This window comes from Gordonia sp. NPDC003422, from assembly GCF_053588675.1.
Genome location: NZ_JBSFQL010000014.1, coordinates 128,432 through 140,662, shown reverse-complemented (window position 1 = coordinate 140,662; position 12,231 = coordinate 128,432). Strand labels below are relative to the sequence as shown.

General features: G+C 66.0%; 17 protein-coding genes and 2 tRNA genes. 8 read left to right on the top strand and 11 right to left on the bottom strand.

The genetic code is table 11. The features are described from left to right. The first annotated feature begins 196 nt into the window (after positions 1–196). Genes ACWDTF_RS13915 through ACWDTF_RS13900 form a run of 4 tightly spaced genes read left to right on the top strand, consistent with a single transcriptional unit; the run spans position 197 to position 1,397 of the window. On the top strand, positions 197–604 hold the full coding sequence (locus ACWDTF_RS13915) for a P27 family phage terminase small subunit (RefSeq protein WP_449754509.1): 408 nt from the start codon (positions 197–199) through the stop codon (positions 602–604). Continuing rightward, a complete protein-coding gene (locus ACWDTF_RS13910; RefSeq protein WP_449754508.1) occupies positions 594–890 on the top strand; it encodes a hypothetical protein in 297 nt (98 codons plus the stop codon). Before ACWDTF_RS13915 ends, ACWDTF_RS13910 begins: the two co-directional genes overlap by 11 nt. After that, a complete protein-coding gene (locus ACWDTF_RS13905; RefSeq protein WP_449754507.1) occupies positions 887–1,093 on the top strand; it encodes a hypothetical protein in 207 nt (68 codons plus the stop codon). The genes ACWDTF_RS13910 and ACWDTF_RS13905 overlap by 4 nt, the downstream gene beginning before the upstream one ends. Beyond that, on the top strand, positions 1,041–1,397 hold the full coding sequence (locus tag ACWDTF_RS13900) for a hypothetical protein (protein WP_449754506.1): 357 nt from the start codon (positions 1,041–1,043) through the stop codon (positions 1,395–1,397). Before ACWDTF_RS13905 ends, ACWDTF_RS13900 begins: the two co-directional genes overlap by 53 nt. 285 nt (positions 1,398–1,682) lie before the next feature. Here the strand turns inward: ACWDTF_RS13900 and ACWDTF_RS13895 are convergent, their stop codons facing one another. The 9 genes from ACWDTF_RS13895 to ACWDTF_RS13855 form a co-directional block, all read right to left on the bottom strand. Then, on the bottom strand, positions 1,683–2,186 hold the full coding sequence (locus ACWDTF_RS13895; protein WP_449754505.1) for a hypothetical protein: 504 nt from the start codon (positions 2,184–2,186) through the stop codon (positions 1,683–1,685). Between the two features lie 375 nt (positions 2,187–2,561). Further along, positions 2,562–2,858 (bottom strand): hypothetical protein, encoded by a 297-nt coding sequence (locus ACWDTF_RS13890; protein WP_449754504.1) that lies wholly within the window; start codon positions 2,856–2,858, stop codon positions 2,562–2,564. Continuing rightward, positions 2,855–3,154 (bottom strand): hypothetical protein, encoded by a 300-nt coding sequence (locus ACWDTF_RS13885; protein WP_449754503.1) that lies wholly within the window; start codon positions 3,152–3,154, stop codon positions 2,855–2,857. Before ACWDTF_RS13885 ends, ACWDTF_RS13890 begins: the two co-directional genes overlap by 4 nt. After that, positions 3,151–3,381 carry a hypothetical protein gene (locus ACWDTF_RS13880; RefSeq protein WP_449754502.1) on the bottom strand — a complete coding sequence of 77 codons (231 nt, stop codon included), beginning with the start codon at positions 3,379–3,381 and terminating at the stop codon, positions 3,151–3,153. Before ACWDTF_RS13880 ends, ACWDTF_RS13885 begins: the two co-directional genes overlap by 4 nt. Positions 3,382–3,639: 258 nt before the next feature. Continuing rightward, positions 3,640–3,712, bottom strand: a tRNA-Asn gene (locus tag ACWDTF_RS13875). A gap of 149 nt (positions 3,713–3,861) precedes the next feature. Then, on the bottom strand, positions 3,862–5,460 hold the full coding sequence (locus tag ACWDTF_RS13870) for a SulP family inorganic anion transporter (RefSeq protein WP_240862633.1): 1,599 nt from the start codon (positions 5,458–5,460) through the stop codon (positions 3,862–3,864). An 87-nt stretch (positions 5,461–5,547) separates the two neighbouring features. Next, entirely contained in the window at positions 5,548–6,261 is a 714-nt protein-coding gene (locus ACWDTF_RS13865; RefSeq protein ID WP_240862631.1) for a cysteine hydrolase family protein, read from the bottom strand. Between the two features lie 57 nt (positions 6,262–6,318). After that, positions 6,319–7,743, bottom strand: a complete 1,425-nt coding sequence (locus tag ACWDTF_RS13860; RefSeq protein WP_240862628.1) for an allophanate hydrolase — start codon at positions 7,741–7,743, stop codon at positions 6,319–6,321. A 71-nt stretch (positions 7,744–7,814) separates the two neighbouring features. Continuing rightward, complete coding sequence (locus ACWDTF_RS13855) at positions 7,815–8,501, bottom strand: GntR family transcriptional regulator (RefSeq protein WP_240862626.1); 687 nt, start codon at positions 8,499–8,501, stop codon at positions 7,815–7,817. Between the two features lie 149 nt (positions 8,502–8,650). Between ACWDTF_RS13855 and ACWDTF_RS13850 the strand changes: the two genes are divergently transcribed. Beyond that, positions 8,651–8,724, top strand: a tRNA-Ile gene (locus tag ACWDTF_RS13850). A 1-nt stretch (position 8,725) separates the two neighbouring features. On the opposite strand, the gene ACWDTF_RS13845 is transcribed toward ACWDTF_RS13850, so the two are convergent. Both ACWDTF_RS13845 and ACWDTF_RS13840 read right to left on the bottom strand, forming a co-directional pair. Continuing rightward, on the bottom strand, positions 8,726–9,091 hold the full coding sequence (locus ACWDTF_RS13845) for an ArsR/SmtB family transcription factor (protein ID WP_449754501.1): 366 nt from the start codon (positions 9,089–9,091) through the stop codon (positions 8,726–8,728). Between the two features lie 13 nt (positions 9,092–9,104). Beyond that, on the bottom strand, positions 9,105–10,460 hold the full coding sequence (locus ACWDTF_RS13840) for an MFS transporter (protein ID WP_449754500.1): 1,356 nt from the start codon (positions 10,458–10,460) through the stop codon (positions 9,105–9,107). Positions 10,461–10,586: 126 nt separating this feature from the next. Between ACWDTF_RS13840 and ACWDTF_RS13835 the strand changes: the two genes are divergently transcribed. From ACWDTF_RS13835 to ACWDTF_RS13825, 3 genes are all read left to right on the top strand, one after another. Then, on the top strand, positions 10,587–11,339 hold the full coding sequence (locus ACWDTF_RS13835) for an HNH endonuclease family protein (RefSeq protein WP_449754499.1): 753 nt from the start codon (positions 10,587–10,589) through the stop codon (positions 11,337–11,339). Positions 11,340–11,441: 102 nt separating this feature from the next. Next, the gene (locus ACWDTF_RS13830; RefSeq protein WP_308221097.1) at positions 11,442–11,660 is read left to right on the top strand and encodes an excalibur calcium-binding domain-containing protein; all 219 of its coding nucleotides are present in this window, start codon (positions 11,442–11,444) and stop codon (positions 11,658–11,660) included. 172 nt (positions 11,661–11,832) lie between these two features. Then, complete coding sequence (locus ACWDTF_RS13825) at positions 11,833–11,985, top strand: hypothetical protein (RefSeq protein ID WP_240862620.1); 153 nt, start codon at positions 11,833–11,835, stop codon at positions 11,983–11,985. Positions 11,986–12,231: the final 246 nt, after the last annotated feature.

The window sequence follows — 12,231 nt, the reverse complement described above, 5'->3', positions numbered from 1 at the left end:
AGCCGCGCCGGCATCACAGCACGCCGCGCACGCCTCCACCTACCCGACGAACCCCACCCCGGCAGCCGATGACCACCCCCCCAGGGGCATGGCCCGCCCCGACCCCCACAGCGCACACGGAGGGCATAGCCTTCCACCATGAGCGTGCGACCTGCTCAAGCCCCGTTTTTCCGTCTCCCCAGGTCAGGAGGATTCCGTGAGTGATGTAGAGCCGATTCCGGTGCCGATCGGATTGCGTGAGGCCGGCCGCGCGCTGTGGGAATCGTTGGCCGCTCAGGTCGCCGACGACGGTCTGGTGCTCGATGCTCGGGAGGTGGAGACGTTGCGGCAGGCGTGTGCAACTGCTGACGACCTGGCCCGGATCGAGCAGGTTCTCGGCTCGGTCGACAACCTCGTGGTGAAGGGGTCGCAGGGTCAGCCCGTGTCGCATCCGATGCTGTCGGAGGCGCGCGCGTGCCGTCAGCAGATCGCGACCTTGTTGGCGCGGCTCGCGCTCGACGTGCCGGCCGAGGGTGTTGCTCCGGCTGTGCGTGGCCCGCGGTCGGTGCAGGCCCGCAGGGCTGCGAACGCGCGCTGGCAGGGTCGTGGTCATCGTGGCGCGTAGGGCAGGCGGACAGGCCAACGGGACCGGTGTCTATGTCCGTGAGCTCCTGGTGGCGCACAAGCGCATCCGCTTGGATCGCTGGCCCCCGCACGACCAGGCCGCCGAGGCTGTGATCGCCGCCGAGGAACGGGCCGAGGTCGTGGTCGCCGAACCGTATCTGGCCGGTGCTGAGTACCGGGTGAACGGCAAGCTGTCCGGGCTGTTCTCGATGCACGGTGAGCGTTGGTTCCGGTTGTCACCGACGAACGTGTTGGTGGAGATCGACGAGCAGGAGGCAACCCGATGAGCGACGATTATCCCGACGCCTGGAAACCGCCGGCTGATCGGCGAGAGAAACCACGAAAGACGGTGCGCTATGGGTCGATCGGGACGGGTGCGCGGTTCCCGCTGACCGTGGTTGACGGCTCACTGTTCCCGTCCTCGTGGACGGTAGGCCGTGAACCGACCGTGGTCGACGGCGTGGTCGAACTCGGCGCCGACGACGACTGATGCCGCGCGCCGTACGGGTGGCAGCTCGGAGTTGCGGGAGATGCTGGCCGCGTACAGCCGCGATCATCGTGCTCGTTGGGATGCCGCGGCCGCACGCCGACACCCGGACGCCGCTCGACTCGGCGGTGAGGACCGCGAACGCGCGCTGTTGGCTGGTGAACAGGTCGCGGTGTCTGCCGGTGAGTTGTTCCGCGTCCTCTCGTGGGCTGGACGGCACCAGGAGGCCAAGCGGTACAGGTTCGACGGTCCCGACTACCGGGCGAGGTTCGTGTTGGTCGGTGACCGGCTGGAGGTCAAAAGTTGAACAGGGGATCGTTCGGCCACTCCCGAGGCGTGGCGAGATACCGGCCATCCGCTCCGATCTATCGGGTTATGCGATGCCGCTTACGAACTTTGGTGATCGCGACTTCCAGGTCGTCGATCTCCCTGCTGATCTCGAGTCGTAGTCTGGGAGGTCTTCGTCGCGTCCAGCGGCGAACATCTTCACCGCGAACAACTCGCGATGACGGTTGGCCCAGAACTGCGCTTGCTTCTCAGATGCCATGCCGAGAATCATGCCCTGACGTGATCGGATCGGAGGGCCGAACGGTTAGGCCGGTACGGGTGCGATGTCGTCGGGATTGACGACGTACTCGGTCTCGCCGCTGCCGGTACCGTCTCCGGTGCGAACCCCGTCGTAGTAGGCCAGTAGATCACCGCCGCGCACGGTTGCTGTCCACAAGCGCCCACCTGGATAGCGGTCTCGGAACCACTCTGCCTGTGCCCGGTCCGCAGTCCAGGCCATGCGGTTCGGGTCGATCCCGCCGCGGTAGAGCACAACTTCGGCGGGTGGCCGCACACGGTCAAGGTTGTGTCGGTAGCCGACTGACTCGAACATGCCGATCCACTCGTCGCGGTCGAGGTAGTCCTCGGGACGTTCTGCGCCGACCCACGCTTCACGCAGTGCGACCGCGAGTTGGTCCTCAGTCATCGACCACGCGACCTCAGTGAGGATGGCAGGCAGATCGTTGCGACCTACGTTGCGTGTCAACGTTTCCCAGCTGGTCTCGCCGGCGCTGATGGCCGCGAGCGCATCGTCGTAATTCAGGATCACAGCTCACATTCCATTCTGAGTCGGAACCCTACGGGTGCCGGTGTCGTTGACCCCATCCCGGTCGACCCACGGACCCCGGCACCGGACCGCGTTGGCCCACGACTTCTAGCACCGTGCCCGATGGGCAGGTGTGATCGATCATGGCACCTGGTCTCGATTCGCGAGGTCGGGATCGGTGGCCCTCGTCGACGTCGAGGGACTGGGCTACGTCGAGCAGGCTGGTTTGCGTCGGGCTCTGCGAGAACGACGGGCGCACGGTCGGAAGTCGGTTGTGCGCGTCGAGCCCATGCGGGAGTCGAACCCGCGCAGGGGACTGACAGGTTGTAAGTCCCCTGCGACCGTCAGGGCTGCATGGTCGTTACGACCGTGCAGGTCTCAGACCAGCGTGAGTACGGGTCGGTGAGGTGCGGCGCTGCCACGAACGGCGCGCAGAATGTGCGCGACCACGATCAAGGCATCGGTGTCGAGCGTTGACGGCTGGAGCGACCGGCAAGCGTCGGTGCACTCGCTCAACCACATGTCACGGTCAGCGGGCCGCGCGGGTGTCCGCGTGATCGCCTCCATGACGACAGTGAGCATCTGGAGCTGGCTCGTCGTCATGGAGGTGCACTCGAATGCGTCGAACAACTGGGCTAGACGCTCGAGGAGCACACTGCGATCGGTGCCGCTCATTCGGTGACCCCGAGCAGTCCAGCAGCGCGCATCCCGAGCGCGTCCGCAGCGCGGAACAGTTGCGCCACGGTCAAGGTCGATGCCTCGTCCGTGCCTTTGCGGCACACGGCGACGACGCCTTGCCGGACTGTTGTAGCCAGCTCGGCGACGCGCGTCGAGTCCCCGACCGCACCGTTGTCGAGCTGGTCCTCGAGGTCGTGCAACGCGGCCCGGAGGTGGTCGACGTCGACACCTACCTCGCGGGCGGCGTCGTGCAGGTTCCACCACGCGGTGAGCTGACTGTCGGTGGCGCTCATCGCTGAACCACTATCGATCCGGCGGGTTGAGGGAGGAAGCACCGCAACAAGAGCACGAAGTCGTGTAGTTCGTCGGTGTTGAGTGCGCGGGTGTCGACCTGCTGAATGAGGTGGCGGGTTTCTGAGATGAGTCGTGCGCGGCGGTCGGCTGCTTGGCAACCGTCAGCGTGCTGGGCGCCGATCGCGTTGCAGCAGGCGTGGAACGTCGAATCGATGACGGTGCTCATGCGTGCCATCCAAGCTCGATGCAGAGGGACATGACGCCGATCGGGATGAAGTACGCGCCGAGCAGGAACACGACGGCTCCCGCGACGGCGGATAGGGTGTGATGACGATGCATCGGAACGAACCTCCGGTGTGTCGAGGCCCTGGAACGGTGCTGCGAACACCGACCGGGGCCGTTCTTCACCCGGAATCTGGCACGTATCTGGCACACGATGTGCACTGGAAAGCAAAAAACCGCCTGTGAACAGGCGGTTTACTTGCTCCCCCAACTGGACTCGAACCAGTAACCGTTCGATTAACAGTCGAATGCTCTGCCAATTGAGCTATGGGGGATTGCTCTCGGCTCGCCCACCTTGTCGGTGACGATTCAGCAGGTGAACCGAACGCTGACTTTAGCGCATGGACTCCCCGGAGAACAAAACGCCTGCCCCGGACGCTACGTCAGTCCGGGGCAGGCGCGTTCGTGGTCAGTGACCGGCGACTCAGTGACCGGCCACGACGTCTGCTTCGTCGACGGTCACTGGTGTGCGTGCCCCCGGTAGGAACCAGTAGGCGATGCAGATCACTGCGAACATGAGGTACCCCAGCGCGACCTCGGGGCTCGCCGCCCAGGCCACTTCCGGAGCGTGGATCAGGCCGATGAACGACAACGCGGCACCCACCAGGGCGGCGATGGCCGCGAAGTGGAACTTCTTGTCGAGAATGAAGGTGACGATCGCACCCAGGATCAGGCCGACGAGCACCGCGCCCTCCCCCAGCGTCCGCATGCCGTCGTAGACGACGCCGGCGCTGTTCAGCGCCTCCATGCCCACCTTGTCGGCCGTCGTGTCGACCGCTGCGAGCGCGTTGTCTATCAACCCTGATCCCCACTGCGCGAGGTTGGGGATGATCGCGGCGACCACGGCCACCGCGTGGAGTCGCGGCACCGCCTGGAATGCCTGGGCACCGATAAGCAGACCGATGTACAGCAGGATCGGCACGATCGCGGGTACCGGCAACAGCGCCTCGAGCACGCCGAAGAGACCCAGGAAGCACAGCAGGCCGATCGCGATGCCGCTGGCCAGCGAGTAGCTCGACCGTCCACCAGCGTCCTTCCACCCGGGATGCCCGATGTACACGGCCGGCGGGAACGGCGAGCCGAAGGCCGCACCGATGCACGCGCCCGCGCCGTCGGCCAGCAGGACGCTGCGGAGGTTGTAGTTGTCGCCCGCCGCAGCGGCGCTCTCCACGTTGCTCATCGCCTCGGTGAAGTTGTAGACGCCGAGCGGAATCGCCGTGCCCAACAGCGGCGCGAGGTCACCGAGTCCGGAGAACAGGAGGTCAAATCGCTGGTCAGGGATGCCTACCGCGACGTTCTCGACGGCCGACGTGAGGTCCGGCACCGACATGAAGCCACCGATCCAGCCAATCGCCGTACCGACCAGAAGAGCCGCCAAACCGACCGGAACTCCGCCGGGCAGCTTCACGTCGGTGAAGAAGCCGATGAGAATGATCGCGAGCACCGGCAGGCCGATCCAGGCCGCCTCCCACATCTGCGCGGCCGGGCGCATCGAGATGAAGGTGATCGAGATGCCGGCCAGCGTGCCCAGCATCGCAGCGCGCGGCGTGATCTTGCGGATGTACGGCCCGACGAACGCGCCGATCATCACGATGACACCGATCATGAACGCCCAGGCGAGGCCCGCTTGCCACGCCTGCATCGCGTCCTTGGTGTTCAGATAGACCGGCAGCATGACGACGAACACGACGATGAACATGTGCGGCACACTCGGCCCGTACGGCAAGGCCGTGACGTCGTCGCGGCCCTCCTTGGAGGCCAGTCGGCGCGCCAGGAACGTGTAGTACAGATTGCCGAGGATCAGGGCGACGCCGAGTGCGGGCAGCACCGTCCCGAGCACGTCGTCGGCCTTGACGCCCACCACAGCGATCATCAGACCGGTGAGTGTCAGAACGTTGACGAGGATGTTGAACCCGAGGCCGAAGAATGCGTTCGTGTCACCGCGAGTCCACCACGGGACCTTGAGAGTTGGTGTCGGAGTTGGGGGATCGGCAGGTGGAGCAGGTTCGGTGGTGGCGCTCATGGGGATTCCCTTTCGGATTCTCGGCGGAACTCTGGGGTGAGGCGCGGGACGACGCTGGCTCGCGAGATTGGCGGGACTTCTGCAGGTTCAGGCGCTGGCAGCGGTCGGCTCGACAGTGGTGTCGACGGAGGCGGCCAACAGCGGTATGAGGTCGGCGCCGGATGCGGTCCAGCCGAAGATGCCGCCCTGCGCGGCGATCATCTCCAGCCCGACGCGCTGAAACTCGGGGAAATACGAACCAACGCAATCGGATACGACGACGCACTCGAAACCACGATCATTGGCCTCGCGTGTGGTGGTGTGCACGCACACCTCGGTGGTGACACCGGTGACCAGCAGCTGGGTGATCTCGTTGTCGGCCAGCACCTTGGCGAGATCGGTTGCATAGAATGCCCCCTTCCCCGGCTTGTCGATGACCACTTCGCCGTCGGCGGGGGCGAGTTCGTCAACGATGTCGTGGCCGTACTCGCCACGGATCAGGATGCGGCCGAATGTGCCCGGATCACCAATGCGTTTCGACGGCGCGCCGCGATTCAACTTCGCAGGCGGGCAATCGGAGAGATCCGGCAGATGCCCTTCTCGGGTGTGGATGACGAGCATCCCGGCTGCGCGTGCCGCGGCAAGTAGTGCGGCGAGCGGTTCGACGACCCGTTGCAACTGCGCGACGTCGTTGCCGAGGGTTTCGCCGAATCCACCGGGCAGCAGGAAGTCTCGCTGCATGTCGATGATGATCAGGGCGGTGTGATCCAGGTCGAGTTCGAGCGGTTCCGGCAACGCCGGAACGGTGACGGGAGTGGGCATGGGGGTGTGGCCTTCCGAAACGTTGATGGATGAAGCGAGGGAGATTGCGTACCGATATCAGGACGAGACCGCTGCCTGGACCGAGGCGTCCACGCCGCTATCCCGTGGCTCGTCGAGCAATGCCGCTGCCAGCGTGAGCACCACATCGTCGGTCAATGCCGCCCCGAGCAGCATCGCGCTGTGGGGGCGTCCGTCCGCGGTGGTGCTCTGCGGGACAGCGACACCCACGAGGTCGAGCAGATTGCCGAAGTGGGTGTAGTGCCCGAGCATCGTGTTGGCGTCGATCGGTTGCGCGAGCACCTCGTCGACGGTGAACGTGCGACCGATGGTCGGGACGACGAGAACGTCCATCTGCTGCCACAACCGTCCGACCTCGGCGCGCAGTTCCTGTAGGCGCTGCATCGCCGTGAATGCGTCCACGGCCGAGTACTTCTCGCCGCTGCGCAAGATGTCGCGAACCACGGGGAAGATCGAATCCGGTTGCTCGGCAAGGAAATCACCGAACACAACGAGCCGCTCGGCCACCCACGGTCCCGAATAGAGCAGTTCACCCGCCGCCAGGAAGGGAGCCAAGGAGACGTCGGCCACCTCGACACCGACCATGTGCCCGCCGGCCGCCAACGACACATGCGCCAACTTGTTGCGGAATGCCAGGTGGGCGTCGCGCATCGCGTCGTCGCCGAAGAACTCCAGCTCCTCGACCGGCGGCAAACCCACGGTTATCGACGTCGCGGAGTGTTTGGCGCCGGCCGCGCGTGACCACGGATCCCGATCGTCGGGTCCGGCCATCACCGACATCACCCGGTCCACGTCGTCGATGCAACCGGCCATCATCGTGATGCAGTCCAACGACTTACACGCCGGCACCAGGCCGACCGTGCTGATCAGCCCGCGCGACGGCTTGTAGCCGACGATGCCGTTGAGCGCGGCCGGAACCCGTCCCGAACCGGCGGTGTCGGTGGCCACCGCAAACGGCACCTCTCCGAGTGCGACGGCCAAGGCCGAACCCGAACTCGAACCACCGGAGATCATGCCGTTTCCGTATACCCCGCGTGGGACGGTGTACGGCGTACGGGTGCCGTTGAGTCCGGTCGCGAACTGGTCGAGGTTGGTCTTGCCGACGTACAGGGCCCCGGCGTCGAGCAATCTCTGAACCGAGGGCGCGGTTTCCGTTGCGACATAGGCGAAGTCGGGGCACGAGAGTGTTGTCGGCACACCCGCGACGTCGATCGAGTCCTTGACTCCGAACGGCACCCCGTAGAGCGGCAGATCCCGTGCGCCGGGACGGTTCTCGAGATCGGCCGCCGCGGCCAGCAACTCCTCCCGCGGCACCGTCGACAGCCACGTTCCGTCGTCTCCGCGGGCCTCGATCGCGTCGGCGACGGCACGCGCCGTCCGCGTCGGCGACCCACTTCCCTGCAGGTGACTGTCGAGGATTTCGGCAATCGTCGGACCCGTCGTCGGCCCGGACAAGTTGGTCATACCGTCGATTGTCGACAGAATCATGGCGCCTGAGGAACGGTTGTGTGTCGATTGTGTTAGGGCGTGCCTCCCTAGTTCTGCGCAGGCTCCTCGGACGCAGCCGCACTCGCTGACACGAGCCCCAGGTAGTGCAGGTGCCCGTGGTCACGCAGGGCAGCGACCACGGTGCCCGCGTCGCCCTCCTCCAGCGCTTCGAGAATCGCCTGGTGGCGGTGCAACCCGTCGTCGGGTCCATGGTGATCGACGGTCTCCGCACGGAGATTCACCGCCATCGGCAACTGGAGCTTCAGCAGAATCGGCTCGAGCGCAATGTCGAGCTGCCGGTTGCCGGCCAACCCGACCACGGCGGCGTGGAACTTGCGATGCGCGTCGTCCTTGGCCAGATCATCGGCGGCCCGTCGCATCTCGTCGATCGCCGCGCGCACCGGCGCCAGTTGAGTTTCGGGATCGTCGAGCGGCAACGCAGACTCGACCGCAAACCGCTCGAACAGCTGACGAAGTTCGAAGAGCTGCAAGATGTCTCGCGGCGACCACTCCGCCACGCGAGTTCCGCGTCGCGGCTGATGCTCCACCAACCCCTGCTGCGCCAGCAACCGCAGCGCCTCCCGAACCGGCGCCCGGCTGATCCCCAGGTCGGCGCACAAGGTCTCCTCGACGATCTTCTGGCCCGGCGCCAGCGCACCGGACAAAATCTCGGCGCGGATCCGGCGACCGGCAACATCCACAAGACTCTCGGGTAGCTCATTCGCCCCGGTCATCGTGGAATCTCCCCCGGTGTCGTCGTTTGCGGTTCGGCCAGTCTACCGTCCCGTCGACAGTCGACGGTTTCACCGCGACCGCGACGATGGCCTCGCGCAGGTGTGCGGTAATCTCCACCCGCGGACCGCGCTGCGCAATCGCGGTCCGAGGGGCGGTAGCTCAGTCGGTTAGAGCCGTGGACTCATAATCCATTGGTCGCGGGTTCGAGCCCCGCCCGCCCCACTCAGCGAATGTCTCGCACCGTGTCGCCGCGATGATGGGCGGGCACGCCGGGGCCCGCGTGTTCGGCATTTCGGACCGCGTCCACGACGAGTTGGCGTACGTGATCGTTCTCGAGGCCGTAGAAGATCGTCGTCCCCTCCCGACGGGTCCGGACCAACCGCGACATGCGCAACTTGGCCAGGTGCTGCGACGTCGACGACGGCGGCTTTCCCACTGCCGCAGCCAATTCCGACACCGACAACTCGCCGGCGGTGAGCTCCCACAGCAGCCGGACCCGCGTGGGGTCGGCGAGCATCCGGAACACCTCGACCACAAGGGCAACCTGATCGTCGGCAAGTCCGTCGGCAAGTCGGTCGTCGGGGCTCATGACCTGATCGTATTCATGTCGAGCGCGCGAGATCGGGCCAACGGTCGTGCTCCCGATCGATGACAAACGGATGAGCGTGCCGCCACCGACCATCGCCGAGTGGCACGGCGTGGGTAACGTGCTCGCCGACGCCCGGCCCGACATGCACGTGGTCGAGGACCTCTGGATCCCGTCGCGGCCACGAACGTCGGGCCACCCAGGCACCTGCGGCGGCCAGCGCGGTAAGAAGCATCCACGTCGGCGTGTAGCCCAGCATCGTGGCACCCCAACCGGCGACCGGGTAGACGATCAGCCAGCACGCGTGCGACAGCGAGAAATGCGCCGCGAACACGGCTGGGCGGTCGGTCGATGAACTCGAACGCGCCAGCACCCGGCCGGTTGGGGTCAGTACCAGTCCGGTCCCGACGCCGATGACCGCCCAGATCGCCGCGGCCGCCGTCCAACACCACGCGGCCGACGCGGCCCACGACAGCACGACTGCAGTGATGACAGCGCAGACAAGCACCACACAACCGAACAGCATCACGCGCCGCTCGTGTACGCGCCGGAGTAGCGCCGGGACCGGCAGCGCCGCGAGCATCACACCGAAGCCGTTGCACGCCAACAACACCGCCACGTCCGTGTCGGATCGGCCGAGAGTCCCGCGGACATAGTTGACGGTGTTGACGATGACGACAGAACCGACCGCCGCGACAACCAGGTCCATTCCCAACAGCCCCCGCAGGCGGGGCGTGGCGGCGAGGATACGCAGGCCCGCGACGGTCTTGTCGAATACGTGGGCATCGCCTTCCGGCGCCGTGGCGCCGGGAATGCGGCTGGTCATGACGAGCGCCGCCGAACACATGAAACCCACCGACGTGGCGACGAACAGCCAGTGGAAGCTCACCAGCGCCATCACCACCGCGGCACACAGCGGCGACAGCAACGTCTCCATCGTGGCGGCGAGCTGCGAGTACGACAGCGCGCGCGTGTACTGCTCCCGGTCGGGCAGCAGATCCGGCAACACCGCCTGGAACGCCGGGGTGAACGCGGCCGACGCCGACTGCAGGATCACGATCAGCACGTAGACCTGCCAGACGTGCTCGACGAACGGCAGCACGATCACCACCGCCGCGCGAACGACGTCCAGCCCCACCAACATGAACCGTCGCGGAAGCCGATCGGCGAACGCGGCGGCGACCGGCGCCACGACAACGTAGGTGACCATCTTCAGCGCCAGTGCCGTCCCGAGTACTGCCGCGGCGCGAGGCCCGGCCAACTCGAAGGCGAGCAAGCCGAGCGCAACGGTCGTCAGTCCGGTCCCGAACAGCGCCACGATCTGGGCACCGAAGAGATGCCGGTAGTCGCGCATTGCGAAGATCGATGCCACAAGCCCTCCCCCGCAGTTTCAGTCGACAAGCACTATCAGACTATCTGCATACCTACGCATATATCTACACAAGTTTGTGCCGGGGGCGGCGAACCACTCACCGGAGCGGTATGTGAGTGTGAGGTCATGGACGTTCGGGGCGCAGCCACCATTGCGCTGATCGTCGCGCTGGCGGCGACGCCGGGATGCGCAACGGCAACCCCCGTCACAGCGCCGTCGTCGTTATCGGTATCCCCGTCGGCGACACCCCCGTCCGTCGCACCCCCGACGATGTCGCCGCCCGGTAGTTCGCCCAGTATCCCGCCGACCTCGCCGGTACTTCGCCGGCTCGACGCGCTGGTCGTCAAGGGACGCGCGCCGAAAACCGGCTATGCGCGAAGGAAGTTCGGCCAGGCATGGTCCGACGACGTCTCGGTGGCCGAGGGCCACAACGGCTGCGACACCCGCAACGACATTCTTCGACGAGACCTGCGCGACGTCCGCCTCAAGCCCGGGACTCGAGACTGCGTGGTGCTCTCCGGCACTCTCGTCGACCCCTACACCGGTACGACGATCGCGTTTGTTCGTGGACCGCAATCCGCGCGTGTGCAAATCGATCACGTGGTCGCGTTGTCAGACGCCTGGCAGAAGGGCGCTCAGCAGTGGACGCCCGACAAACGGCGCGACTTCGCCAACGATCCGCGCAATCTCCGGGCGGTCTCCGGCGCGGCCAACCAGCGCAAGGGCGATGGTGACACCGCGACGTGGCTCCCACCCAACAAGGCGTTCCGGTGCACCTACGTCTCCGATCAGGTGACTGTCAAATACACCTACGGCCTCTGGGTGACCGCCGCCGAGAAGGACGCGATGCGTCGAGTGCTCTCGACGTGCTTCACCTGAGCCCTCGTCTGTTCAGATGACATCGCGTCCGTTCGCCGAATACGGCACAGGCTCGGCACGCTAGACTGCCGCCACCGCACGACGAAGAACCGAGGAACAACGATGAAGTTGACGAAATGTATTGCAGCCGGCGGGATTCTGGCCGGCGCGGTGATCGCCGGCGGTTTGGCAGCACCCACCGCTGATGCCGCCCCGACACCGGTCGCCTACTACAAGAACTGTCAGGCCGCACGGGATGCCGGAGTCGCGCCCTTGAAGAAGGGCGACGACGGATACCGCCCCGGACTCGACCGTGACGGCGACGGCATCGCCTGCGAATAGCAGGCCTACATTCGGCGCGGGTGATCGAAACCTCCCGGCACCCGTCCCACCTGGTGTGATGCCGCCAACAATTGCAAACGTTGCGTGACATCTCGCCTCTCGACCTGACCATTCGGACAGGTGCCGCCCCATACTGAGCATGACTCATACATGCTCACGGGGAGGCGAGCACTTGACGCATTACATCTGGGGTCGTCCACGCCCGACGCCCGACCGGTGCGACGGCGCGCACACCTACACCGGCGGATGCCGCTACAACGCCGAGGATCCGCACCGCCCGCTGTATCCGGAGGAATTGCGCCCGGGGTCGCGGTCGGCCGCCTGATCCGAAGGGTTGGGTGACCGACCCCGCTGAACTGGGAAAAGCAACCTGCCGAGGAAGCGCCTCGGACACTCAGTGTCCCGTTGGAGAACCTGTGTGCTGCAGAACACCGTTGAGCCGAGTCGGCACAGGGTGTGGCCCGAGGACATCGCCGGCCAGGTCGGGCGCGGCCTGGGCACTGTTCTGGCCACATCCCGCGTCGAGCTGCGAGAACTAGAGTTGAATCGGAGGACGCGAGTGCTGTAGCAC

Coding starts and splice junctions, on each gene's coding strand:
- ACWDTF_RS13905 (WP_449754507.1), top strand. CDS start 887: ATGAGCGACGATTATCCCGACGCCTGGAAACCGCCGGCTGATCGGCGA.
- ACWDTF_RS13890 (WP_449754504.1), bottom strand. CDS start 2,858: ATGAGCGGCACCGATCGCAGTGTGCTCCTCGAGCGTCTAGCCCAGTTG.
- ACWDTF_RS13885 (WP_449754503.1), bottom strand. CDS start 3,154: ATGAGCGCCACCGACAGTCAGCTCACCGCGTGGTGGAACCTGCACGAC.
- ACWDTF_RS13880 (WP_449754502.1), bottom strand. CDS start 3,381: ATGAGCACCGTCATCGATTCGACGTTCCACGCCTGCTGCAACGCGATC.
- ACWDTF_RS13870 (WP_240862633.1), bottom strand. CDS start 5,460: ATGAGCGCCACCACCGAACCTGCTCCACCTGCCGATCCCCCAACTCCG.
- ACWDTF_RS13865 (WP_240862631.1), bottom strand. CDS start 6,261: ATGCCCACTCCCGTCACCGTTCCGGCGTTGCCGGAACCGCTCGAACTC.
- ACWDTF_RS13860 (WP_240862628.1), bottom strand. CDS start 7,743: ATGACCAACTTGTCCGGGCCGACGACGGGTCCGACGATTGCCGAAATC.
- ACWDTF_RS13855 (WP_240862626.1), bottom strand. CDS start 8,501: ATGACCGGGGCGAATGAGCTACCCGAGAGTCTTGTGGATGTTGCCGGT.
- ACWDTF_RS13845 (WP_449754501.1), bottom strand. CDS start 9,091: ATGAGCCCCGACGACCGACTTGCCGACGGACTTGCCGACGATCAGGTT.
- ACWDTF_RS13835 (WP_449754499.1), top strand. CDS start 10,587: ATGGACGTTCGGGGCGCAGCCACCATTGCGCTGATCGTCGCGCTGGCG.
- ACWDTF_RS13830 (WP_308221097.1), top strand. CDS start 11,442: ATGAAGTTGACGAAATGTATTGCAGCCGGCGGGATTCTGGCCGGCGCG.